Origin of the sequence: Porphyrobacter sp. YT40, assembly GCF_006542605.1 — a bacterium.
Taxonomy (GTDB): Bacteria; Pseudomonadota; Alphaproteobacteria; order Sphingomonadales; family Sphingomonadaceae; genus Erythrobacter.
This window is the reverse complement of the sequence record NZ_CP041222.1, coordinates 2722889-2746998: the sequence shown is the minus strand read 5'-3', so window position 1 is coordinate 2746998 and position 24110 is coordinate 2722889. Positions and strand designations below refer to the sequence as shown.

Below are 24110 nucleotides of genomic sequence, written 5' to 3'. Positions count from 1 at the left end.
ACCGATGAGCGAAGCGGTCGAGACCAGTTACGGGCAGCTCAGCGTCATGGACTCGGGCGAATTTGCCGGGTGGCGGTACTGGGAGGGCGATCCTTTCGAGACCCGATCCGGCCCGTTCTACTACCGCCGCGAGGATGACGGCAGCTACACCAGCGCCTTTCGCGCGGAGGCCCGCCACATGAACGGCGGCGGCTTCATGCATGGCGGCTGCATGATGACCTTCGCCGATTTCGCACTCTTTGCCATCGCCACTGACGAACTTGCCGGCGACCATGCGGTGACGCTGAACCTGGCGGGCGATTTCCTTGGCGCGATCAACGAAGGCGCGCTGGTCGAGGCGCGCGGCGAGGTCACGCGCGGCGGGGGCAAGACCATCTTCGTGCGCGGCCTCGTGACCGGCGACGGCAAGCCCGCGCTGAGTTTTACCGGTATCATACGCCGCCTGTCGCGCCGCTGATCCTTCGCGGTTGCAGCATGTGCAAGCCCTCGCTAATGCCCGCTGCAACCGCCTCTGCATACCTATGCAAAGGCGAGGGCCGCACCACACATCGCTTTCGTGCCATTGGAGACCGCCTACCATGAACACCCGTGAAATGACCGACCGCATCGCCACCGGACAGGGGTTCATCGCCGCGCTCGATCAGTCGGGCGGCTCCACTCCCAAGGCGCTGCGCGGTTACGGGGTAGAGGACAGCGAATGGTCGGGTGATGACGAGATGTTCGCCCAGATCCACGCGATGCGCGCGCGTGTGATCACCAGCCCCTGCTTTGCCAGCGGGAAGGTAATCGGCGCGATCCTGTTCGAGCGGACGATGGACGGCGAGGTGGACGGCAAGTCGACCGGCGATGCACTCAAGGCGCGCGGGATCGTGCCCTTCATCAAGGTCGACGAGGGCCTCGCCGACGAAGCGGACGGCGTTCAACTGATGAAGCCGATGGGCAAGCTTTCCGCGCTGCTCGAAAAGTCGGTGGCGGCGGGGATGTTCGGCACCAAGATGCGATCGGTCATCAAGGCGGCAAACCCCGCCGGGATCGCCGCCGTTGTCGCCCAGCAGTTCGACGTGGCGGCGCAGATCATCGCCGCCGGGCTGATGCCGATCATCGAGCCTGAATATGACATCACCGCCGCAGACCGCGTCGAGGGCGAGGCGATCCTGCTCGCCGAAATCACGAAGCATCTCGACGCTCTGCCCGAGGGCCAGCAGGTCATGCTCAAGCTCTCGATTCCGGCCACCGCAGGCCTCTACACACCGCTGGTGAACCACCCCAAGGTGCTTCGCGTGGTGGCGCTCTCGGGCGGATTTTCGACCGACGATGCCTGCGAACGCCTCGCGCAGAACCCGGGCATGATTGCCAGCTTCAGCCGCGGGCTGCTGCAGGATCTGCGCAAGACGCAGTCCGACGCCGAGTTCGATGCGGTGCTCGGCAAGGCGATCGACAAGATCGCCGGCGCGAGCGTGTAACGCCTCAGCGCGGCTCGTAGGCGAAGCGGTAGTCGGCGGTCAGGGTCTGCTTGCCTTCGCCCGCTTCCGGCGCAGGCTCGCCCGAGACCAGCGCAAGCGCGGTGTCGTGGGTTGCGTAGGGCTCGCCCAGCGTCAGGTTTGCGGTCTCGCGCCAGCCCGCCCCATCGATCCGGGTCTTCACCACCAGCCGCCCGGCCCAGACGCAGCGTGCGTTGATCGGGCAGCGGCTGTCCTCGACCACTTCCATCGGCGTCGCCACCAGCGCGCCAACCGTCACCGGCGCGCCCAGTGCCACGAGGCTTCCCTCAGCGGCCGGCGGACTTTCGGGTTGCGGGGAATCGGGCACCGTCGCGCAACCGGCGAGGGCGGCGGCGAGGGCGAGCGGCGCGATTGCATGAAGGGTCAGTCTCATGCCGCCTTCCAGACAATCGCGCGGCTGAGTGAAAGCTGAACAGGTGACAGGCGGCGTCCGAGCGATTAGCGAAGCGCGCCATGACCCAGACACAGCTTTATCTCATCTCCCCGCTCGATGTCGGCGGCGATTTTCCTGCCCGGCTTGAACGTGCGCTGGCAGCGGGCGCGCGGCGGCATGGCGATCTCGTCACGGCCTTCCAATTCCGCGTGAAGGGTGTCGACCAGCACGAGGCCGCCGGACTTGCCGCGCCGCTTCAGGCGATCTGCGCCGCGCATGACGTGGCCTTCATCGTCAACGATTCGGTGGCGCTCGCCAAGCGATTGAAGGCCGACGGGGTGCATCTCGGGCAGGACGACGGCTCGCCCAAGGAGGCGCGCGCAGAACTGGGCCGCGAGGCGCAGATCGGCGTCACCTGCCACGCCAGCCGCCACATGGCGATGGAAGCGGGCGAAGCGGGGGCGGACTACGTCGCCTTCGGGGCGTTCTTCCCGTCCGCCACCAAGGACAAGGGCAATGCCGAACGGCCCGCGCCCGAACTGCTGACGTGGTGGAGCCAGATCTTCGAAATCCCCTGCGTCGCGATTGGCGGGATCACGCCCGACAATTGCCAGCCGCTGATCGAGGCCGGGGCGGACTTTCTCGCTGTGTCCCACGCCGTCTGGGGCGGGGACGAGGTCGCCGCGATCGAGGCCTTTGCAAAAGTCATGCGGGGGTGAAGCGCTGGAGCGCCGGGTTGGCGGCTGCGCTGGCGCTGTGGCTCGGCGCCGCCGCGGGATGGATAGCGGTCGGCCCCGCTGTCACCGGCAGCGAGCGCGGGGAGACCGCCATCGTGCTTGGCGCGGCGGTGATCGGCGATCAGCCCTCGCCGGTATTCACCGCGCGGCTTGAACACGCCTTGACGCTTTACCGCGCGGGGCGGGCGGGGCGCATCCTCGTCACCGGCGGGCGCTCTCCCGAGGACAGATTTGCCGAGGGCGACGCGGGTGCGGCGTGGTTGCAGGCGCGCGGGGTTCCGACGGAGTCGATCCTGATCGAAGACCGCTCGAAAACCACCCGTGAGAATCTCGCCAATGCCCGCGCTATGCTGGGCGATGGCGCACGCGCGCCGGTGCTGATCGTCTCCGATCCGCTCCACATGCGCCGGGCGATGGCGATGGCGGCGGCCGAGGGCTTCAACGCACGCCCCGCACCCACGCCAACCACCCGCTATCGCAGCCTCGCCACGCAGGCCCCTTTCCTCGCGCGTGAGGTGTGGTTCATGCATGTCCACTGGCTGGCTGGGATGTGATCCCCTGACACCCCGACCCGCGCAGGGATGGCGGCGCGGTCAGGTTCCGCCGCCCACCCGCGTGCAGATCAGCTTGCTCACGCTGCCGTCGCGGTTGAGTTTTTGCAAGGTGTTCTCGCCCAGCACCTTGAAGCGCTCGTCCTTCTTGGGGCCGCGGGTAAAGAGCACCTCGGTGCCGCGCAGCAGGTAGATGCCGGTGCCGGCCGGGCTGTCATAGCTGGAGGCTGTGCCGATGCGGAAGGCTTCCTCGGGCTGGGGCACGAAGGCCTCGCTCCCCGCATCGCCGGGCAGGGCGCATTCCCAGTTGCCGTGGCGCAGGATCCCCAGCATCCCGCCGGTCGGCACCGCGGCGCGCGAGGTGGGGCGCGATGCGGCGCGGTCCTGGCTTGAGGCATGGCCGGGCATGATGGCGGCAGCAGCAGCGGCGCTGATCACCAGCAGGAAGATGTAACGCGTCTTCATCCTCGCGCCCATATCAGCCTGCGCCGCGCAATGCCACGCGATTAACCATGCGCGCCGGATGCTTGCCCAGCGCCACCCGCTCGGCTATGGGCGCGCATCATTTTGCGGCGCGCCCCATGCGGCGGCGCGCCGATCTGCTCTTTCCACCTCGTAAAGAAGGCCCACAGCCCCATGAAGATCAGCGGCGTCGACATTCGCCCCGGCAACATTCTGGAATATGAAAAAGGCATCTGGAAGGTTGCCAAGATCCAGCACACCCAGCCGGGCAAGGGCGGGGCCTATATGCAGGTCGAAATGAAGAACCTGCAGGATGGCCGCAAGACCAACGTGCGCTTCCGCAGCGCAGACACGGTCGAGCGTGTGCGGCTCGACACCAAGGAATTCCAGTTCCTCTATGCCGAGGGCGAAGACCTCGTCTTCATGGACAACGACACCTACGAACAGATCACGCTGCCCGGCGACCTGCTGGGCGATGCGCGCCCGTTCCTGCAGGACGGGATGCAGGTGAACCTCGAACTGTGGGACGAAAAGCCGATCTCGGTCGAGCTGCCCTCGCAGATCGAAGCCACGATTGTTGAAGCTGACGCGGTGGTGAAGGGGCAGACCGCCTCGTCGAGCTACAAGCCCGCGATCCTCGACAACGGCGTGCGCATCATGGTGCCGCCGCATATCGGCAGCGGCACGCGCATCATCGTCGACGTGTACGAGCAGGCCTACGTCGGCAAGGCGGGCTGAGCACACATCATGGCAGCTATTTCCGGCCTCATCCGCGTCATGGAACGCGCCGCGCGCAAGGCGGGCGGGCGTCTGCGGCGCGACTTCGGCGAAGTCGAACATCTTCAGGTCAGTCGCAAGGGCCCGGCCGATTTCGTCAGCAAGGCCGATATGCGCGCCGAGCGCACGATCTATGACGAATTGCTCAGCGCCCGTCCGGGCTGGGGCTTCGTCATGGAAGAGGCGGGCGTGATCGAGGGCGATCCGGGGATGCCGCGCTGGATCGTCGATCCGCTCGATGGCACCAGTAACTTCCTCCACGGCATTCCGCACTTCGCGATCAGCATCGCCGCCCAGGAACCGCGTCCTGACGGCAAGGGCTGGGGCGAGGTGGTCGCAGGCGTGGTCTATCAGCCGATCACCGACCAGACCTTCTGGGCCGAGAAATCGCGCGGGGCCTGGCTGCACGATGCACGCCTGCGCGTCTCGTCGCGCTCGCGCCTGTCGGATGCGCTGGTGGCGACCGGCGTGCCCTTCTTCGGGCATGGCGACTTTGCCGAGTGGAGCAAGATCTTCGGCGCGATCGGGCCGGAAGTCGCGGGCATCCGCCGCTTCGGCGCGGCCTCGCTGGACCTCGCCTATGTGGCGCAGGGCCGTTTCGACGGGTTCTGGGAAAGCGGCCTTTCCGATTGGGATACGGCGGCAGGCTGCCTGCTCGTGCGCGAGGCGGGCGGTTTCGTCTCCGACTTCCGCGGGCGCACCGAGCAGATCCATTCGGCACAGGTCCTCGCCGCCAATGACGGGCTGCACTCCAAACTGCACAAGCTGCTCGCTGGAGCGCTGCGTTGATGGTTCCGCACGCCCTCCGGCGTGCGAAGTCCTCGCTCACACGGCCTGAAGGCCGCGTCGCTGCGGGCGGCCGGTCGGCCTTGCGGCGCTGCGCGCCGTTAGCAGTGCTTGCCAGTGATCGCGGCTGTCGCTAACAGCGCGTGGCATCCGCTTCGGCACGCCCCTGTGGTGGAATTGGTAGACGCGACCGACTCAAAATCGGTTATCGAAAGATGTGCCAGTTCGAGTCTGGCCAGGGGCACCACCGCTGGTCAAAGATGGGAACCGCGCCCTCAAGGCGCGGAACTCCACGGGCGATACCTCGCTCCAGAACCGCTTTTGACCCTCTGATGAGTATCTGATCGTTGGACACCTCTACGCGGTCCACCAGCATCCGCAGGTAGGCCTTGCGCAGGGTGGGGTCGTCGTCGTGCAGCTTCTCACGCAGTTGTTGCGAGAACTTTTCGAGCACTTCAGGCGTGATTTTCCGCGATCCCCTTGCCAGTTGGCTTTCCAACACCTCGATCCGCGCTGTCAGGCTCGCAACCGCAGTCCGGTTCTCGGAAAGACGGTTTGCGAACTCGGCATCGCTGGCCTTCATCACGCCCTCTTCGATCAGAATGAGAAGGCGGTCGATCGCCGTGCGGCGTCTCGTGCGCTCGGCATTGGCCTGCGTGAGTTCCTGCTGCAGCTTCTCGCGCTTGCCATCGGAGATCTCGATGACGTCCTTCAGAAGCTGCTTGAGCCTTCCGGGGCCAAGGATGCGCTTCTCGACGGCCTGCAGCACCGCCTGGTCGAGCTTTTCGCGGCGGATGTTGGGGCACTTGCAGCGCTGTCCGACGTTCGTCCGCTCGTTGCAGCGATAGTAGTAGTATTTCTGGCGGGATCGCGAGGTCCCGCTTCCGATCGTCATTCCCGCGCCGCAGTTGGGCATCGCGCACTTGGCAATGCCGCTCAGCAGGGTCGTGCCAGCAGCCTCATGCGGCGCCATCTGCGTCGGCGCTCGCGAGGCACGCAGCGCAGCCACGCGTTCGAATTGCTCGCGAGGAATGATCTGCGGGCAAGGCACCTCGATCCAGTCCTCCCGCTCGGGAACGTTGCCATCATCGTCGGCCGTTCGATCGAAATAGCGCCCGGTGTAATGCTCACGGGCGAGAAGACCGGCGAGGTTGCCATTCGAGAACTTGGCACCACGTAGCGTGGTGCCGCGATCATCAAGCGTTTTGCAGATCCAGCGACCGCCCCGGCCCTGATCCGCCCAGTCGAAGATCTGCCGCACGATATCGGCTTCGCCCTCGACGATCCGCAGCTTCATCCGCTGCTTTTTGCCGTCTGTTTTGGCGGCATAGGTTTCATAGCCATAGGGAACGGGTCCGCCGTTCCAGAAACCGTTTCGCGCATTCGCCCTACGGCTTTTCCGTGTCTGGATGGCGTCATCTATCGCCCGTTGCTCGTCCATCAGGGCGACGAGTGTCTGGCCAACCCGCTTTGTCCGGCCCTCACCGAAGTTCTCGGTCACGGAGACCATCTCGATCCCGTGTTCGGCAAGTTGGTGCAGGGTATTGAGAAACAGCCGCGTATTTCGGGCGAAGCGGCTCTGACGATAAATCAGGATGATATCGACCGGTCGCTCCGGTCCGATCGCGTCGGCAATCATCCGGTCGAACTGGGGGCGCTTGCTAAGCGTCCCGCTTACTCCGGCGTCGACGTACTCGCCGACGATCACGATGCCGTTCTGCTTGGCGTATTGACGACCAGCGTGACGCTGCGCCTCAATGGACAACGCCTTTCCACCCTCCTCGTCTACCGAAAGCCGGAGGTAAAGGTAGGCTTTGAGCGCCTCGCGGCACTGCGGCTGTTTCACGCGCATCACTCGTCCTCGGTAAACAGCGCCGTGATCTCCGCACCGAGCGCTTCGACGAGTATTTGAATCTCCTCGCGGGTGATTGGCAAGTCCAAAGGCAGGTCGCTCCTGACTGGCACGCGCCGAACGACGCCCCGCCGGCTCGAAGCAGGCGGGGCGTCGGCCTTGACTTCCTCAGGTCGAGGCGCGGGCATGGTGAAGATCTTGCCAACTACCTCAGACTGCGCCCTCCAGACCGAAATAGTCGAGGATCTGCCGGATGTAGCCCTGCGCAGCAGCCTCGCGCTGATCAGGCGACATCGCTGCGGGGTCGGGCAGCGTGATGCGCATGACGCGTTCATTCAGTCTCTCGACGACTCCCACTGGCTGGTCATCCTCGCCGAAAATGTCGACCGACTCCAGAACGTCCGACACCTCGACGTCGGCGGACGCCTTGGCTTTCGACTTCGCACCACCTTTTTCGATCTCGATCCCCAGCGCATCGAAGAGCTCGGTCGGCTTCAGGAGGCGAGCCTTGTCATCTCCCGATCCGCTACGCGCGAGGAACTCGCTTTCCAGCGCTTCGGCGGTTTTGAGCATCTCGGCGCGCATCTCTTCGCTGGCGGCCTTGACCCACTGCGCGAGCTTCACGCACGTGTCGATCGGCACCCTGTCAGGTTCGGCCAGCAGATTGAACACGCGCGAGAACTGCTCAACTGTGCGCGCCGCGATCGTCATCCGGCTGACTTGGTCCTTGCTGAGAACCGGGTAACGCTCCGAGATTGCCCTTTGGCTGTCGCCAGCGATGAGCTGCAGATTGTAGATCGCGCGGGCCTGCTCGATCGGAGAGCGCGGGATGCCGCCAACGGCAGAATCGGCCAGCTTCTCCAGCGCCTGCTTTTCGGTGCCTTGGAAGACGAGGCACCTGATGCCGATTTTGCTGGTTGCGCCATGGACGACCCCGATGGCCAGCCACCTGAACCGACCGTCGATGATCCGGTAACCATTCTGCGTCCGGATAACCTCCAGAGGAGGAATGTTGCACGGATCATTGGCGCTGGCGCAGAGTGCCTCGAAATGCGCCGCACGCGTTCGCGACGTGGCAGCCGGGTGGTGTTCCCACACCTGCAGCTGGTTGTAGGGCACGAGCACTTCGCCTTCCACCGGCGCGGGCGTTGAAAAGGAGAGGCCCTTGTTGGGGTTGATCTCTTCATCGTCGTCCCACGACACCTCTTCTGAAGAATTCGGGTCGTCATGGGCGTTGGCTTCGCGAGGCTCGGCAGCTACGAGCTCATCTCCCCCGTCACCGTCGAATTCCTCGGACTTGAGCCAAGCCTCAACTTCTGCCTCGTCAGGCAGATATTCATCGAAATTGTCGATGTGTTTTTCGTCATTGTCAGCCATGCTGATACTCCTCGTAATACGGTCGCACCATGCGGCCGTTTACGAGTCGCTTCTCGCGCTGATTCGGTCTGAATAATCCTCGCAGAACTCGATCGGTTTTGGTGATCAGGCTTTGTAGCGGGGCGAGCGTTTAACCTTCCGCCAGCCTTGCATGGCTCCCCGCACGCTCGAGCGCGAAGCTTCCGAAGCTTTCGAGGCTTATGACAATTTTGGTCCACGTGCAGATGGATTGAAAGTCGTATGCCAGGCCGCCTCGACAGCGAATTCGATAAGCCTTTCGTCGATTGGAACAGTGATCTGATCGTGGAGATGCGGGTCGAGCGTGAAGGGCGTAACCGCCGGGAACACCTTTGCCACTTCAGCCACGAAGATATCTCGTTCTCTGTTGAACGCTTTGCGAAAGCGCGGCGGGATTTTGTCGGGCACCTGGATCTGGTTGATGAAAGGCCTCATCCGGTTGTGCTGCGTCTCGACCGGATTTTCCCTGGGCAGTCCGGTCCACGTCGTATCTGCCGCCCCGGAGAAGCCGTCGAGGGGTGCCGCAGCCGTCTTTTTCATTTGCCGGTCGTGGGCAATTCGCCCCTCTTCGCTGAACCGCTGCAAGGTCGCACACTTCGTGAAGAAGGATTTCTCCGGAATGCCCATCATCCAGGCTGTGAAACAGAAGCCTCGGCTCCACCCCGGTTCAAAGACCTTAGGCAATTGCTCCGCGCGCTCCCGGGCACGTGCATAAAGTCTCGTGTGATTGCGATCACCGACCGGTGGGCGCTCAATCTCCTCGAGCTTCTTTAGGCCCTCCTTCTTAGGCTCCAAAGGAGGCTTTCCCGGCATGCCGGCTTCGAGCCAATCCTTGTTCGTTTCAGCTTTGCTCAACGAGTTCAGTAAAGCCCGTGCCCAGCGGGTATGCACGTGGGCTGCAATAACGGCTGCAAGCCTGACGGCTTCATTCTCGATGACAATCCTGCCACTTGCTCCTTTCTCTCGACGATGCCGGTAATCTCCCTCGATCCGCTTCATATTTTCGATGAGCATTATGACCGCAACGAGCGGGATGAGCTCCTGCTCAATGCCAATGAAATAGATCGCAGGTTTTCTCCGAAACGGCATGCTCAAACGCGGGTTGTCCGACGTATAAGCAGTCGTTTTTTCGAAGATCTGGTCGATGCTTGCGAGGTCCGGATCCGAGTGCTTGCTATTGTGATACCCGTTCATAGAGGGGTGTGAGCCCCGGATCTGCGCCGCACTGCCAGCGAGGTAGATCGCAAGAGGTTTGCTGCTTTGGACGACGTCCTTGATCGAGGTGCTGACCTTCAGAAACTGCTTGATCCCCTCCCGCGTTACCATGCATCTGAGATGAAGGCAGGCGAGAATTTCGCAGAGGCGCTCAAACTCACTGAGCAATGCCGTGCCGCACTTCAGGCGAAGGGCCGGATCGGACAGGGGGCCTCTGATCCGTTTTTCGTTGATCCGACGCTCGCCTTGAAGATCTCTCTTCTTGAGCTTTCGAGCTGAAACAAGCCACTCTTCGAGTTGCTCGCGATCAACCTTCCACAAGATCCTCCTCATTGCCTTGAAATCTCGCCGCCAAACGGCCCAGAACAAGGCGGGGTGATGCATCTGGAGCTGAATAAGGTTCTCTGCGTGAATTCGGGGGCTATAGGTTAGCAGCGCCTCAAGACAATCATGGCTGATGCTCAGTTCCTTGCGGTGGCTTGCAAAAACAAGCAGCTCGTCTCTGACATAGGGCCACCTGATCTCAACGAAGAAATTTATCTGACCCTTCCCCACGGGGAACGGAATACCGTCGCGGGTGACGAGGTTTCCAGACCGCTCGATCTCGTCGTCTTCGCGAATTTTTTTCATCAATTGTTCGTCGGGAGGCGGGATCGGTTTGCCTGACTTGAGAATTTCGGCTCTGATGCGGATCACTTCGGGATCATCCGCCGTCCAAGGCTCACGCATCCCAGCGAGCCGGTTGCCGTAAGCGCCAATCCCGGATTGCGACGACCAGCCGGAGAGTTCCTCTTCGACTTCCTGGATCGGCGCCCACGTAGGAAGCTTGCTTGCAACTTCCTCGTCGAGGCGCTTCCCCTTGATCACAATTGGCGGCAGCTGGGAGATCGCCGAAGCAACAGCCTCGGCAGAACCTTCGAAACCGCCGCATCCCGCATACAGCTTGCCCCAGTCGGACAGCTGCTCGGCTGCGAAAGTCCTGTTGCCGGTCATTCCGTCTTCGACCTGCCCGCTTTCCAATCCTGTTCGTACCGTATCCACTCTTGTTCTTCTTGGTCTATCTGCTCCTGCGCAAAGCGCTCCAAATCTCCTTGTAGAATATCAAGTCGCGAGAACAAAATATTGGCAACTTCGAGATCTGATACAATCTCATTCAAGTCCGCTGTTGACAGGCAGGCCTCAGACATCTTCACTTCGAGCTCGCTTAGTGAATCAGCGAGGTTTCCGATCTCTGTCTCTATTTGCAGAGGGCTCGCAAGCCTTTGCGCGACCCCTTCCGCATCGATCCACTCGAACCAACCTCCCTCGTCGCTCAGCGGTCGAAAGAAGGCCGGGTCATTGTTCAGCCACTCCAGCGCCTCGCCACGGGTCGCATCACTTGATGGCTTCGGCTCCAGATGCGAAAACTCAATCGCCCGCTGCTGCCATTCCGTCATCGGACCACTCAGGAGCTGAGCGCGCGTCGACGGATCCGAGAGTTCCTCTCGGGTTTCCATGTGGAGTGCTGCAGGGCAAATCACCTGCGGCACCTCATCGAGAAAGTCCGAAATGGCGATGGAGACTCGCCGTGCCTCATCCCTCGCCTGAACGAGCGCGAATTCGTTCCATCGCTTCCCATCTTCTGCGAGTTGATCGAGCCTCGCCTGCAGCTGCCTGATGTGCTCGCGCGCGCGCCTTACGTCATCCGACGATCCTTTGCGTGCTCGCGGCAGATGCGCATCGATCTCGGTCGCGATCTCCTCAGCCTCATCATCGATCGCAGTTGGAGCTTCGAGATGGTGCTGCCTGCCGTGGCGGTCGGTCCAGCTGAACGTGCTCACTGGAAGTCTCCAAAATTCAGGTTGGCACCATGCGCTTCGAGCCAATCCGCAGCCTGCCCGCGTCGCAGATGGCCGGGCATGGCGATGCGTAGAACGCGGCACGTCGCCCGGATCAGCCACCGCTGGTCGGCCGTCATATCGGCGTTTCGCCATTCACCGCGAAGCCGATGTTCTTCGTCGCGCGCGAGCCACTCCGCGCGATCCTCGAGGTAAAGAGCCAGTCTTTTCTGCCAGGTCAGGAAAAGCCCGCGAGCAGCGAGTTCGCGCTGGTTGATGTCGAGCAGGTCGGCGATGACGCCAGCCGCTTTTTTTCCGGGCTGCCCGTTTACCGCCTCGTGAATGCGCGCGGCGAGTATCGTAGCTTCCAAGTCCAGAAGTCCGGCCAGAGCGTCCGCATCCGCAGCCTGAAACCCTGCGTTGACCATCACGCCACCCAAGGTGATCTTGTGGTGGATCGCGGATGGATTGGCGACAACCACCTTCTCCGTTGGCTCCATGAGTGCCCGGCGACGCTCGGCGATTGCCGCGCGCCGCTCGTTGATTTCCTCGATGCGGCGATCAGCATCCGCGATCGTGGTGTCGGTCTTCCGGGGCTCGTCGGGATTTTCGCAAATTTGCGAATTCATCGGCTTTCTCCTTTCGCAAGGAGCAATGCCGATTCGCCCGTGGGAATAATCCTCGCAAAAGTGGGTCGTTTTCAGGCCGGGATGCCTATGCGCGCGGCCTCGTCGAACACGCGGGGGCATTTGGCCGACTTTTGCGAGGATTTTCAGGTTTTAAGCAGGGGTAGGGTTGGGGGGTAATTTTGGCGCAAGAAATGTTTCAGCGATGCCGAAACCCAAATCCTCCCGCAGTGCGGTTCGGAACACCCCCCAACCCAAAGAGCACCAGTTCGTGCCAGCCGTTTTCGTTGACGATTTCGGCCGCGACCGCGCGTTGACCGTCCAGAGTGCGAGATCGTTCAGCAAGAAGAAGCTCAACGCTGCGGCGCGCGCGCGCGACCGGGCATCTGACCGCGCGATGGAAAGAGCTTTCCGGAACGATGAGCGCGAAGGGGCTCGCCATCGTCGCAACCTTGGCAAGCAGGAGCGCGAAGCAGATATCGCCAGATCCAGGTTCTTCCGGATGATGCGGACCAAGGTGCGCTTGAACAAGCCAATCCGGCATAATTCCCAAAAGCCCAAGCGCAGGAGGAAGTCGGTGCAGCCTTCCCGGGTAAGGCTGCCGCTGCCAAAGTACGATCAGCCGATCCGCGACAAGCTCGGCCGCAGGGGGGTCTACTTTCGGGTTCGCTATTTCGGAGCAAAGACCACCCGACCCGGAGTGGCGATGCGGTTCGCCACCTACATTTTCGAAGGCGCGGAGCTCGATAGCGCCGGGCAGCCGATGTGGGCTACCAACGTGGGCAAAACCATCGAGGAAACCGTCGCCGGGCTTGACCATCTCGAGGTTGTAAACCGGTCAGCGCAAAAGAACGCCAAGGTCATCTACGCCGCGGAACTTGCGATGGACCATCGCTGGACCCCTGAGCAGATGCTGCAGGTCGGCGAGCGCTGGGCCGAAGAGCGGTTCGGGCAGTTCGGCTTGCCGTACGTCATCGCGCTGCATCCGCCGCCGCCTGAAGGCGACGAGCGCAACTGGCACCTCCATGCAATCTGGTCCTGGCGGCCGCTCCAGCGCACTGGTGACCATGAGTGGTGCGTCGGTGAGGGCCTGCGCAACGAGCTCGATGGCGCGGACGGCATGCGATTGCTGCGTGAACGGTTTGCGATGATTTCGACCGCGATGTCCCAGGAGGCAGGACACTGCGATGTCTTCACCGCCCTTTCCTACGCCGCCCGGGGCCTGCCCGTTGAAGGGCAGGAACACCTTGGCGAAGTCTGGACCCGCCGCGCCCGTGCCGGCGAACTCGTGCCAGAAAATGAAGAGAACCATGAACGCGTGCTGCGGTCGATGGCCGCTCTTGCCGATGATGAGTTGCGCCGGGAGGATGAGCGCCTCGCCCGTCAGCAGGATCTGCTGCGCCGCGCAGCCCAGAGAATTGCCAAGGTAGCTCCTGGGCCGCGCGCACCGTCACGAGCATTCCGTACTGCGAGGTCGGCATTCAAACTCGTACACCGCACGTGGCGCACGTTGGAACCCGCGAAGGAAGTTCCGCTCATCCCGGCAGTACCTCGACGCCCCAGTGTGCCGGTCGGTACGCAGGGTCGGGCTACAGGGCTGAAGTCGTTGGCCGACGTGCTGGAACGCAGCAAAATCGCAAATTTGCGAATTTCAGCGGCCAGCCCTGGTCTGCTCCCGAAGGCGCCGACGACGCGGGTGTTCTCGACTGCGGTGATCCCGGCGATACCGAAACGCACCGCCGCGCGCATAATAACGCCCGTGGCGAAGATCGCGGCACCGGCTCCACCGACCGGCCAGATATACAAGATCGGCTTGATGAAGCGTCCCGTGCTGTCGGCGCCAGCGATCAAGGTCCCCGCCCGCGAGGTGACCAAAACGCCTCGCCCGCCGAGGCAGCCATACTTCACGGGAGCCGCCTTGCTGGCGAAATCGGTCAAGAAACTCGGCCTCGCACTGCGCCGCGGAAAATTCGCAAATTTGCGAATTGCAGAGGCGAGCAAGCTTGCCAGTGTCAAGGTGCCTTCGGTGCCATTCAATCTGTCGCGAATGCCCAGGGTATCACTCAGAAGGGCGTCGTCGCCGCTGCCGACGTCCGGCACTTCACCCGCTACTCTTCCCGCCGTGCCAAGACGGTCCTTCTCGGTCGCATCGATCGGTCCGTTTGCGGCACCAAAGGTTGTCCCCCAGGCGAGCTCTTCGACGCGGCCAATTGCACCAGCACCGCCAAGCCGAAGGCCCATCTTCGCAGTGGCAACGCTCGGAAAGGTTCCGCGCCTTGCAGCGATCCTGCCGTTGGCGCGGCCCGTTGCCCGCGCCCCCATGCCGAAGCCATTGGCTGGTCAGCCTTCGCAACCGAACAGACCAGAGCAGCAGCGCCAGATTGCTCTTATCTCGTTCCCGGCTGATTTGTTCACGCGACTGAACCAATCGATTGAACGAATATCCGCCGAGCTCGGCCGGATTGAGGATGACGACCAGATAGAAGAGGCAACCGACAACCGTAGCCGGCAGCCGGACAAGACTTTGCCCTCATCCGACTCGCCATGGTTGTTGCTTGCCATATTGGCGGACCGCAGGTCCGTTATCCGGAAGGAGAAGTCGGGGTTCTGGACGGTTCCTGACGCACTTCTCAAAGAGGCGGGTCTTACGGAATTTCAGGCTCAGTCCATGCCGGTACAGCGCGCCCTCGAAAAAGAGAGCAAGCGGCAACGGACGGAACTTGATGCGGTCGCGAAATACCTCGCAGCCGATCCGCAGCGCCACCTCGTGCAGACCGCCCATGGATGGAGGCTGGATGCCTCGGCGCCGGAGGAATTAAGGCGCACGGTTTATCTGTGGCGTTATGACCGCGCTGTTCAGGACACGTTCGAGGAGTTTGCCAAGCTGCCAGCCGTGGACGCAGGTCAGACGAAGATCCTTGGCGCGAGGCCGATCTACTTCGCCAGCCTCGTCTTCAAGCGAAGTTCTACCTCGCCGCTCGCGAGCAATGCAGATACTCAGAAGGAGCCAAGCCCAGCTTCCGGTCAGATCGCTCCCTCGCGGACGGAGGAACCGAAGCCGCAATTCCGTGGGACAACTCCACCTGAAGTCGGACGTTGACAGTTATCAGGCGCAGGAGCCGGACGGTGGCCTTCCAATGGAATGCATCGAGGCGCTGAGAGACGAGGAGTGGCCACCCAGGAAGGTAGCTTAGCTCGGCCGCTGTCGCCCCATTCATTGCGCTAGAATGGCAGGGCAGCTACCGACCCAGAGGCGGTTGTTCACGATCATCAGGCCGAAGGTCTGCTTCCGCCAAGAGCCGCCGAGCGGCTTTCGGGAAGGAGCTCTGGCTCCGTTCATGGCTGGTAATGGGTGGGAAGCTGCCATTGAATACAAGCGTGATATGGGCCACTGTTTGGCCATGAGAATGTTACCTGCCCTGCTTCTTTTGGGTGCCTGTCAGCACATGAGTGCGGGCGTCGGCCCCAATCCGGATGAGTTTGTTGCCGCCATTCTCAATGCTCCGGAGGTGGCAGGCCCGACCCGCCTCTCCACTAGTGAACTCCGCTCATTGGGCTGCCGCCGCTTCGACGAGGAACCCACCGAGTTCCTCTGCCGCTTCGAATCAAGAGACGCGACCGGGGCTTGGCGAAAGAGGTCGGCCATTGTCGCCACGGATGCCGACCGATGGGTTCTACTGAGCCTCAACTAACGAGGCATCGAATGACCGCAACGGGGTCGTTTCCAGAACGGCGGCCATTGGGAAACGGACCCGCAATAGCCGCCATTCGCAGCCCGAGGTGGGCAAGGTCAGCTGACGACCCAAAGCCGGTCAATCATAGTCAAAAGAGCGAATGCCTGCTTCGTCCAAAAGCCGCCGTGCCTCTTCAAGGAAGGCCCGAAATTCCTCTGGCTTTACGCCTCTGTTTGCGTACCGTTGCGCTCTCGCTTTACCGATCCGACCGCGACTCCAGCGCTCCGATAAGTGCAGCCTGGAACTGCTCCGGCGCCTCCACCTGCGGGATATGACCAACCCTAGGCAAAACAGTCATTCTCGCCTGAGGCACAATGTTGGCGAGGTTCTCGGCTTGCGTAACGGGGGTCACCGTGTCCTGATCGCCCCAAATGATCTCGACGGGCAAGTTCAACGCCTGCCATGAGCCCTTGCGGACGCTTAGCGCATCTTGATCGACGGACAGCAGGCTGGGGAGCCATGCCGCCACCGATGGCGTGTAGCCCCGCTTCGTGATCGGTCGCGAGAGGATTTCAACATATTCGGGAAGCGCTCGGTCTTTGCGGGAGATGAAGGTCGACAAGAGGGTCTTCGTCATGAGCGGGTTCGAGGCCGTCGCGCTGACGAGGACCTCTCTGGATGCCTGAGAGCGAAGCAGTACGGGGAGCGGCTTGCCCGGGTTGCCGCCCACGTTGAGCGCGGCATCAACCAGAACAAGTTTGCGCAAGCTATCGTGATGGCGCAGCGCGACTTCTGCGGCCGGCCCTCCCCCATAGGAGTGGCCCACCAGGATCGGCTGCGGCCCTCCGAGCAAGGTAATTAGTTCAAAAATCCGCCGCGCCTGCGCAGCTCGCGAGTAGTCGGCGCTCCCAACCAGCTCAGAAAAGCCGAAAGGCGGCAGGTCGATCGCAATGGTCCGATAGCCCTTCTTGTCCAGCGCCGTTGCGGTCTCCTGCCACAATCCGCTCCAGGCTCCGGTGCCGTGGACAAGCACCACCGGCACGCCGCCGATTGGGCCGCGTTCTTGGACAAAGACGCGCGCGTCGGAAAGCTCGATGAACCTGCCGCCGGCCGGTGCAATCTCGTCAGGCGCTCGGGTTTCGCGAAACTCGGCCGCTGCTCGGAAGCCTGCGAGGGCGAGCAGCAGCGCAAGAACCATAGCAATGCAAGCTTTTGCGACTCTCTGGACAACGTTCACGAATTTGCTCTCTCTTGGTCCAAGCCAAACAGCTTACCGCCAAGTTCGTAAGGGTATGTAAACGATAACCAATTAAATCCTTGGGGCATGTTTTCGAGCAAACGTCCGCTCCTCTTGTCGCGCAGGTTTGCGCCGCTGTTCGCGGTGCAATTCCTTATCGCGTTCAACGGCAACTTCGCGAAAACGGCGATGCTGTTTCTCGTGGCATTCAGCCTTCCTGCGGCAGGAGAGGGCGTCGAGGTCGAGCCGAGCCTCTTCAGCGCTCTGGCCGCAGGCGTGTTCGTGGCACCCTTCTTGATGTTTTCAGCGATGGCCGGAAAGCTCGCCGATGGCCGAGACAAAGCTCGTTTGATCCGCTCGCTCAAGTTGTACGAGACGGTCGTAATGGCCATTGCGGCTACGGCCTTGCTGGCGGGCTCGGTTTTCGCAATGCTCGCCGCGCTGTTCCTGATCGGTTGCCAGTCAGCCTTTCTCGGGCCGATCAAGTACGCCATCATTCCGCAGCACGTCGCGAGCGACGAGGTGCTTTCGGCGACAGGGTTGGTGGAGGCAGGAACTTTCGTCGCGATCCTCCTGGGCCAAATCTTCGGCGGCATCGCGCCCGCATCGGCCGTCGCGATCTCGCTTGTGGCGATCAGCCTCGTCGGGCTCGTCGCGAGTTTCGCCATTCCTGCCGCGCCGCCGCTGGGTGAACCTGCAGCGGAGCGCCGCGCGATGGTACCCTTCGCCCAGACTTGGCGGATCGTGGCCTCGGCCAAGACCAACCGTCGGCTCTGGCATGCAATCCTGGCAATCAGCTGGTTCTGGGCCATCGGTGCGCTTGCAACCAGCCAGCTGGTGGTGATGGTCGAGGCCGAACTGTTCGCTTCGCCAGCGGTTGCCACGGCCTTCCTGGCGATCTTCTCGGTCGGCATATCCGCAGGCTCACTGATCGCCTCGAAGCTTCTCGACGCGGAGATTTCGGGCAGGTTGGCACCGCCAGCCGCAGTCGGGATGAGCCTCGGCCTGTTTCTCCTCCTCGCCGGCACGGCCATCGCCGGGCCGCAAGCGGGGACGCGCGGGATCGTGGATTTCCTCTTTTCGCCGACAGGTGTGCTCGCCTTTGTGGGCCTGTCGCTGATGGCGGTTTGCGGCGGTGTCTTCGTGGTTCCGCTCTACGCCATCCTGCAAACCGCCGGCGCGCCCGATACCCGTTCGCGTGACATTGCCGCGAACAACATCCTGAACGCAGTGGCGATGGTTGGTGCCGCAGGAACGGCGGCGGCGCTGACCAGCCTGAAAGTCAAGGTGTCGGAAATATTCCTGTTGCTCGCTGTAGCCAACCTCATCGTGGCCGGCACAGCCTTTGCAATGCGTTCGCGCGCCGGCGCGCAATCGCCCGTCTGAAAGATCATGTCGATGGATAGCGCGTTAAAAATCTTCCGATTACTATGGCAGCCGCAAGGGCGCATCCGGCGCTGGAGCTACTGGCTCACGGCCATCTTGGTGACGGCTGTCTTCCTGGCGCTCCAGCCACTCGTCGAGCAGATTTTCGGTCGCTGGGTGACGATCGGGTTTTACATCCTGTTCTATTGGACCGCATTCTGCCTGATGGCGCAGCGGTGCCATGATATCGGCCGGTCAGCTTGGTGGTTGGTTCTCGTGCCGGTTCCGATTGTTGGGGTAATCTGGGCGGTGCTAGTGCTCGGCTTTCGCCGCGGGGATCCGGGCGATAACCAGTACGGCGTCGATCCACGGCCTGTTCCGCAGCCCTACGCGGTGGTGGAGGCCGTCCAATGAACGCGCACAGCGGAAAAGGGTTCATCGTCAACGACGTGACCCGCCTCAATCCGGTCCCGGTCCTCGCGGTGGTCAAGCCCACCACCATCGAAGACGTGCAGCAGGCCGTGCTCGTGACCAAGGGGCCGATCTCAGTAGGCGGCGGGCACTTCAGCATGGGCGGGCAGACCGCCAGCGATCAGAGCTTGCACCTCGACATGCGCGACCTGACGGGCGTGCTGTCGTTCGATCCACCCAATCGCACCGTCCGCGTTCTGGCGGGGACGCGCTGGTGCGATCTCCAGCGCTTTCTCGATCCGCACGATCTCAGCGTGAAGATCATGCAGACTTACGCAAACTTCACGGTCGGCGGGTCGCTGAGTGTCAATTGCCACGGCCGGTACATGGGGCTCGGCCCCGTCGTGATGTCGGTCAGGGAGATCACGCTGGTGATGGCAGACGGTAGGATTGAGACCGCTTCGCCGCAGCTCAACAGCGAGCTCTTCTACGCCGCCATCGGGGGCTATGGCGGGATCGGGATCATCGTCGCGGTCGAACTCGACCTTGCCCACAACGAGCGTGTCGAGCGCCTCTCGAAGACCATGGCGGTTTGCGAGTATCTCGATTTCTTCCGGGACGGCATCCGGGCCGACGATGAGGTCGTGTTCCACAATGCCGATCTCTATCCGCCGCACTACAACCGTCTGCGCGCGGTCAGCTGGCGCAAGACGAAGCGCGCCGCGACCCACAGTGAGCGCCTGCAGACGCCGCGCCGCCACTATGCGATCGAGCGTTATTTCATGTGGTCGATGACCGAAGGCCCGCTCGGGCCCCAGCGGCGCGAGCATGTGATCGACCCGCTTATCTACCTCAAGAGCAAGGTGCACTGGCGCAATTACGAGGCGGGATATGACGTCGCCGAATTGGAGCCCGAGGGTCGCGACAAGCGCACCTATGTCCTGCAGGAATACTTCGTTCCGATCCGGAACTTCGAAGGCTTCACCCGGAAGATGGCCGAGATCCTGCGGCGGCACCGGGTCAACACGGTGAACGTTTCGATCAGGCACGCGCTGGCCGATCCGGGAACGATGCTCGCGTGGGCGAAAGAGGAATGCTTCGCTTTCGTGCTCTACTACAAGCAGCGCACCCGCGAGAACGCGAAAGCGCGCGTCGGGGTGTGGACGCGCGAGCTGATCGAGGCGGCCCTGTCCGAGGAGGGCTGCTACTACCTGCCCTACCAGATCCACGCGACGCAGGACCAGTTCCACCGCGCCTACCCCCGCGCGGCCGAGTTCTTCGCGCTGAAGGACAGGCTCGATCCCGAATATCGCCTGCGCAACCGCCTGTGGGACGTCTATTACCGCCCCGCGTCGCAGGAGCCATCGGAACCCGTGCTCCAGGAATCGGAGTTCAAGACGGTCTTCTCGGCGGTCTCGGGACGTGACGACTTTTATCGGTTCTTGCAGATAGTATTCAATCTCAGGCCGGAGGATCGCTTTCACCAACTGATCTGCGAGGAAACTCAGCGAGGCGAGGACGACGAGGCGATCTATCGCGCCCTCCAGGCCCGCATGGCCGAGGTGACACCGAAAACGGCGCTGCTGACGCATGCTGTGCCAGCCCTAGGGGTGCAAAAGCGCGAGATGGTCGAGCAGACGCTGGCGTTGCTCGGCGAGCGCCGCCGCATTGACGGCTATCTCGAGATCGGCACGACGGGCCGCTACATCAGCCTGTTGCGCAAAAAGGTCTCAGTCTCTGGGCCCATCTACCTGCTCCACAGCGCAGCGCCGTCGAATTCGCCGGTCGACATTCTCGAACGCAGCGGCCTCCGAAAGATCGGAACGCACATCCCGCATGGGGACGATAGGCCAATCGCGGCTGCAGATGTACCGGACGCCAGCATCGAGCTGGTAACCTGCTTTCCCGGCATTCATCACATCGCGCCCGAAAAGCTCCCCGCCTTTCTCGACTCGGTCGTCCGGGTGCTGAAGCCTGGCGGGCTGTTTGTCTTGCGTGATCACCACGTGCCAACGCCCGAGATGTGCAAGTTCGTCGCCCTTGTCCACACCGTGTTCAATGCCGGAACAGGCGTGCCGTGGTCGGAGAATGCCGCCGAGCCGCGCTATTTCGACAGCCTCGACCATTGGCTCGGTCTGCTGGAGAAGGCGGGGCTCGAAGATCTCGGTTACCGTCTGCTTCAAGCCAATGATCCCTCGGCCAACACCCTGATGGCGTTTAGGAAGCCCGTATCATGAAGCTTGGTCTGCTTGCCGCTGCCGCGCTCACCGCCACAACAGCGGGACCCGTCGCGCCGCCCGAGGATCGACGGGGTCCCGAACAGACGTTCCTGACCGTGCCCGAGTGGTTCCTCGTCTTCAGTCCTGAGGAATACGCCCGCTTTTTGAGGGACAACCCGCCAAGCCAATTCCCTTTCTTTGGCGAGATAGGCCAGTTCTGGCAGAGCTACGGGGCGGTGACTGGGGCGACGGCAGAATATCCCTTCAACGCCGGCTATCACGTGATGGTAAGCGTTATCGGTCTGTCGACAACGGTCGAATACGGGCTGAAGGGGCTATACGAGCGCCTGATCGGGCACTTCACGGAATTGACGAGCGGCGGGGCAGATACGGCGGAAGACCAGATCGCGCGTGATACCGCGCAGTCCTATGTCGATTTCATCAAGCATTCGCCTTGGTACGAATATGATTTTCTGACGCCGCTCGCCGACGTGTGGTCCGGGTCGGGCGTGACGGGCGGCGTCTCGTGGCGCCGCGTGGAACGCCGATATGAGCTGACCAGTGAATACATAGTCAAAGCCGGCTACGCCTATCTTATCGGCAAGGCGACCCGCGCCTCCTACGAGCGTCCCTCGCCCGAAACACACGTGGTGATCCGTGGCGGCGGAGTGACACAAGCGATGATGCTGCCCCGCTACCAGGCCTTCACCACCCACGCGCAGGCGCTCGCGGCCGAGGGCAAGGATTTCGTTGAAATCGCTGGGAATCGTGGGGAGATCTTAGTGTCAGTGGTCGCCCCGCGCGGCACCGCGCCGGTCGCAAAAGCAACAGTACTTTATCGTCAACCGATCCTGGCGCGCCCGCAGAAGGAGCGACAGGCGCTAGTGGTAAAGATCGAAGATATCGGCACTGTCCTGCGGTCGATTCCGTCGCAGACGCTGGTGGAGCACGTCTACGACTTCTGAGGCATGAGGAGCTTCTCTGCTTTCTAAGACTCCAGAACTGCCACAAGGTTTATGTTTGATCCTCACCATCCATGCTCAGTGAGATTTCGAGAGTAGTCGACCTCTCTTGAGCAATGGTTCGGCATTTAGCTCCTGCCTCTCCTCTAGCGGTTTCTGAACGTGGGCGCGGAGAGCAAGCCTCGAGTTTCCGCTTTCAAGCACCGAGGCAAGGTCGTGTCGGCTTCTGGCCAGACTAGCCAGTCGGCATGACGTTTATGAACGACCAAAAAGTCCCAGATCGGGCCACTCAATTCAGTACAAGGCCGTGTCAGCCTCGGGGCGATCTCAAGCTACCGTATTCAAGGCGCGAGCCGGTGCCGAATGCGCACCACTTACATATGGCTGACCCATGCCACCACAATGGGAAAAGCTCCTGCCGAGCCTCGCTAGCGAGGTCGGTTGAAGAAGGGAAAAGTGGCCCTTCGGCCGGCCTCGGAAAACGAGGTAATCATGAGCAATACGAATAAACCAATAGCCGCCGCCAGTAGTGCAGCGGAAGGCCGCGGCGGATCACAAGCGCCAGAGGAACGCCACATCCTCACTCCGGTGCGCCAGCGGGAAGACTGGCCGAAAACGGTAGAGGGCAATCAGCCCCTCCGCCGGATCACGGTCCTTGATACCGAGACCACCGGCCTGGACTGGCGCCGCCACTCGATCATCGAGATCGCTGTAGCGCGGGTGCTGGTGGATGCAGCGGGCCACGTCGTCGGCATCGAGCGAACCGGCTCGAGCGTGAACGATCCCGGCCATCCCCTGTCGCCGGAGATCATCGCGCTCACCGGGCTGACCAACGAGATGGTCGCGGGCAAGGCTATTAATGGCGAGCAGCTTGCCGCCTTCCTCGCCGACGGTGAGGCGGTGGTGGCGTTCAACGCGGCGTTCGACCGTCCCTTTGTCGATTCGCTGCTGCCGGATCTGCCGCCCATGCCGTGGGGCTGCGCCATGGCCGACGTGCCCTGGCGCCGGTTGGGGTTCGAACCGGGACCGCAGGGCTACCTGCTGATGCAGGCGGGCAAGTTCGCTCCGCGCGCGCACCGGGCCATGGATGACGTGCTCGCGCTGCTCGAGCTGCTCGACCACGTATGCGGGGATGGCGAGACCGTCATGGCCAAGGTCCTTGCCGCCATCGACGGCAAGGCCTGGCGGATCGAAGCGACCAGCGCGCCCTATCAGAAGAGGGACCAGCTTTGGGAGCGACGCTATCGCTTCCGCAAGGAAATGCGTGGCGGCGGCGTGTGGCACAAGCACGTGCGCCCGGACGAACTCGAAGCCGAGTTCGCCTGGTATCGTGAGACGATCGGCAAGGAGCCGTCGCTCGTCGAACTCCCCGCCACCGAGCGCTACCGCGCCGACAGCACCTGGACCCCGGTGGTGCCCAAGGTGAACAAGCCCATCGTGTGGTGATCAGAGTGAGCCTGTTCTGAGAACGAAAAAGGCTTGGGCCTGTCCGGGAACGGGCAGGCCGTCACTCCACCTGACAACAAGGAATACCTGAAATGATCGACATTACCCTTGCCGGCGGGGCTTGCCCCGCACGGCCGCTGACCCACGCCTTGCCGCGTGCCATGGCCTATCCACGCGACGCCGATGACGTGCCGCTGGAGAACTGCAACCTCGCGGTCACCGCCTTCCACGGCGATGTGCGTGAGCTGATGCCGTTGTTCATCAAGACCGTGATGAACACGGGTCGGCCCCACCTTGTGGCAGACTTCGAGGTGGCTGCCCCCACCATGTGCCGCTCGCTCTGCCTGTTCATTCAGGTGGCTGAGGGCATCATGGTCGGCAAGGTGGAACCCTGCATCGTGCGGCCGGGCGCGCCGATGATCCTCGTCACCGCCGACCGCACCCGGGCGTTCACCATGGAGGACGGCAAGCTCGTCGACTGCCAAGTGCCCCGTCCGGCGCGGACCAAGCAGGGCATCGCGCGCGGCTGGGCCGAGCTGATCCGCCGGATGAACGCATCGGTCACCCAGACCGGTGCCTTCCGCCATGCGAGCTGGGAGGTGCACCTCTCCCCACTGGCAGCAGCTGCAGCGTTCGGCTGAGCGGCAGTCACAACAACCCCAACCCCAGACCCAGGCGGGCGGAGCTCCAGAGCGGAGCGCCG

General features: G+C 62.6%; 22 protein-coding genes and 1 tRNA gene. 15 read left to right on the top strand and 8 right to left on the bottom strand.

Annotated features, from left to right (window positions below; translation table 11 throughout):
• Nucleotides 1-4 precede the first annotated feature (4 nt).
• A complete protein-coding gene (locus E2E27_RS12845; protein ID WP_141459736.1) occupies nt 5-457 on the top strand; it encodes a PaaI family thioesterase in 453 nt (150 codons plus the stop codon).
• A gap of 121 nt (nt 458-578) precedes the next feature.
• Entirely contained in the window at nt 579-1463 is an 885-nt protein-coding gene (locus E2E27_RS12840) for a fructose bisphosphate aldolase (RefSeq protein ID WP_141459734.1), read from the top strand.
• Nucleotides 1464-1467: 4 nt separating this feature from the next.
• Here the strand turns inward: E2E27_RS12840 and E2E27_RS12835 are convergent, their stop codons facing one another.
• On the bottom strand, nt 1468-1875 hold the full coding sequence (locus tag E2E27_RS12835) for a hypothetical protein (RefSeq protein WP_141459732.1): 408 nt from the start codon (nt 1873-1875) through the stop codon (nt 1468-1470).
• Between the two features lie 80 nt (nt 1876-1955).
• Between E2E27_RS12835 and thiE the strand changes: the two genes are divergently transcribed.
• Together thiE and E2E27_RS12825 are read left to right on the top strand one after the other, a co-directional pair.
• Entirely contained in the window at nt 1956-2594 is a 639-nt protein-coding gene (thiE, locus tag E2E27_RS12830) for a thiamine phosphate synthase (protein WP_141459730.1), read from the top strand.
• A complete protein-coding gene (locus tag E2E27_RS12825) occupies nt 2591-3166 on the top strand; it encodes a YdcF family protein (RefSeq protein WP_141459728.1) in 576 nt (191 codons plus the stop codon). Before thiE ends, E2E27_RS12825 begins: the two co-directional genes overlap by 4 nt.
• 39 nt (nt 3167-3205) lie before the next feature.
• Here E2E27_RS12825 and E2E27_RS12820 read toward each other — a convergent pair whose 3' ends face one another.
• Complete coding sequence (locus E2E27_RS12820) at nt 3206-3628, bottom strand: elongation factor P (RefSeq protein ID WP_141459727.1); 423 nt, start codon at nt 3626-3628, stop codon at nt 3206-3208.
• 171 nt (nt 3629-3799) lie between these two features.
• Between E2E27_RS12820 and efp the strand changes: the two genes are divergently transcribed.
• The 3 genes from efp to E2E27_RS12805 all read left to right on the top strand — a co-directional run bounded on the left by efp (nt 3800) and on the right by E2E27_RS12805 (nt 5435).
• Nucleotides 3800-4363, top strand: coding sequence for an elongation factor P (gene efp, locus E2E27_RS12815; protein ID WP_141459725.1), 564 nt, complete (start codon nt 3800-3802; stop codon nt 4361-4363).
• A gap of 9 nt (nt 4364-4372) precedes the next feature.
• Nucleotides 4373-5191, top strand: coding sequence for an inositol monophosphatase family protein (locus E2E27_RS12810; RefSeq protein ID WP_141459723.1), 819 nt, complete (start codon nt 4373-4375; stop codon nt 5189-5191).
• Nucleotides 5192-5350: 159 nt separating this feature from the next.
• Nucleotides 5351-5435, top strand: a tRNA-Leu gene (locus E2E27_RS12805).
• Here E2E27_RS12805 and E2E27_RS12800 read toward each other — a convergent pair.
• The 5 genes from E2E27_RS12800 to E2E27_RS12780 all read right to left on the bottom strand — a co-directional run bounded on the left by E2E27_RS12800 (nt 5394) and on the right by E2E27_RS12780 (nt 12096).
• On the bottom strand, nt 5394-7034 hold the full coding sequence (locus E2E27_RS12800; protein WP_181443437.1) for a recombinase family protein: 1641 nt from the start codon (nt 7032-7034) through the stop codon (nt 5394-5396). The genes E2E27_RS12805 and E2E27_RS12800 overlap by 42 nt on opposite strands.
• A 216-nt stretch (nt 7035-7250) precedes the next feature.
• Complete coding sequence (locus tag E2E27_RS12795) at nt 7251-8417, bottom strand: ParB/RepB/Spo0J family partition protein (RefSeq protein ID WP_141459719.1); 1167 nt, start codon at nt 8415-8417, stop codon at nt 7251-7253.
• A gap of 198 nt (nt 8418-8615) precedes the next feature.
• Nucleotides 8616-10691: a hypothetical protein gene (locus tag E2E27_RS12790; RefSeq protein WP_141459717.1), complete on the bottom strand. Its 2076-nt coding sequence runs from the start codon at nt 10689-10691 to the stop codon at nt 8616-8618.
• Nucleotides 10640-11470: a hypothetical protein gene (locus E2E27_RS12785; RefSeq protein WP_141459715.1), complete on the bottom strand. Its 831-nt coding sequence runs from the start codon at nt 11468-11470 to the stop codon at nt 10640-10642. The genes E2E27_RS12790 and E2E27_RS12785 overlap by 52 nt, the downstream gene beginning before the upstream one ends.
• Nucleotides 11467-12096, bottom strand: coding sequence for a hypothetical protein (locus tag E2E27_RS12780; RefSeq protein WP_141459713.1), 630 nt, complete (start codon nt 12094-12096; stop codon nt 11467-11469). The genes E2E27_RS12785 and E2E27_RS12780 overlap by 4 nt, the downstream gene beginning before the upstream one ends.
• 202 nt (nt 12097-12298) lie before the next feature.
• Between E2E27_RS12780 and E2E27_RS12775 the strand changes: the two genes are divergently transcribed.
• Together E2E27_RS12775 and E2E27_RS12770 are read left to right on the top strand one after the other, a co-directional pair.
• On the top strand, nt 12299-15193 hold the full coding sequence (locus tag E2E27_RS12775; RefSeq protein ID WP_141459711.1) for a MobA/MobL family protein: 2895 nt from the start codon (nt 12299-12301) through the stop codon (nt 15191-15193).
• Between the two features lie 157 nt (nt 15194-15350).
• Nucleotides 15351-15785, top strand: coding sequence for a hypothetical protein (locus E2E27_RS12770; RefSeq protein ID WP_234036049.1), 435 nt, complete (start codon nt 15351-15353; stop codon nt 15783-15785).
• A gap of 238 nt (nt 15786-16023) precedes the next feature.
• Here E2E27_RS12770 and E2E27_RS12765 read toward each other — a convergent pair whose 3' ends face one another.
• Nucleotides 16024-16965, bottom strand: a complete 942-nt coding sequence (locus E2E27_RS12765) for an alpha/beta fold hydrolase (RefSeq protein WP_141459708.1) — start codon at nt 16963-16965, stop codon at nt 16024-16026.
• Nucleotides 16966-17091: 126 nt separating this feature from the next.
• Here E2E27_RS12765 and E2E27_RS12760 point away from each other — a divergent pair, with 126 nt between their 5' ends.
• From E2E27_RS12760 to E2E27_RS12735, 6 genes are all read left to right on the top strand, one after another.
• The gene (locus E2E27_RS12760; protein ID WP_141459706.1) at nt 17092-18390 is read left to right on the top strand and encodes an MFS transporter; all 1299 of its coding nucleotides are present in this window, start codon (nt 17092-17094) and stop codon (nt 18388-18390) included.
• Between the two features lie 6 nt (nt 18391-18396).
• Complete coding sequence (locus tag E2E27_RS12755; protein WP_141459704.1) at nt 18397-18783, top strand: DUF805 domain-containing protein; 387 nt, start codon at nt 18397-18399, stop codon at nt 18781-18783.
• Nucleotides 18780-21017: an FAD-binding protein gene (locus E2E27_RS12750; RefSeq protein ID WP_141459702.1), complete on the top strand. Its 2238-nt coding sequence runs from the start codon at nt 18780-18782 to the stop codon at nt 21015-21017. The genes E2E27_RS12755 and E2E27_RS12750 overlap by 4 nt, the downstream gene beginning before the upstream one ends.
• Nucleotides 21014-21964 carry a cilia- and flagella-associated protein 77 gene (locus E2E27_RS12745; protein WP_141459700.1) on the top strand — a complete coding sequence of 317 codons (951 nt, stop codon included), beginning with the start codon at nt 21014-21016 and terminating at the stop codon, nt 21962-21964. Before E2E27_RS12750 ends, E2E27_RS12745 begins: the two co-directional genes overlap by 4 nt.
• Nucleotides 21965-22453: 489 nt before the next feature.
• Complete coding sequence (locus E2E27_RS12740) at nt 22454-23407, top strand: 3'-5' exonuclease (protein ID WP_141459698.1); 954 nt, start codon at nt 22454-22456, stop codon at nt 23405-23407.
• Between the two features lie 92 nt (nt 23408-23499).
• Nucleotides 23500-24048, top strand: a complete 549-nt coding sequence (locus E2E27_RS12735; RefSeq protein WP_141459696.1) for a hypothetical protein — start codon at nt 23500-23502, stop codon at nt 24046-24048.
• Nucleotides 24049-24110: the final 62 nt, after the last annotated feature.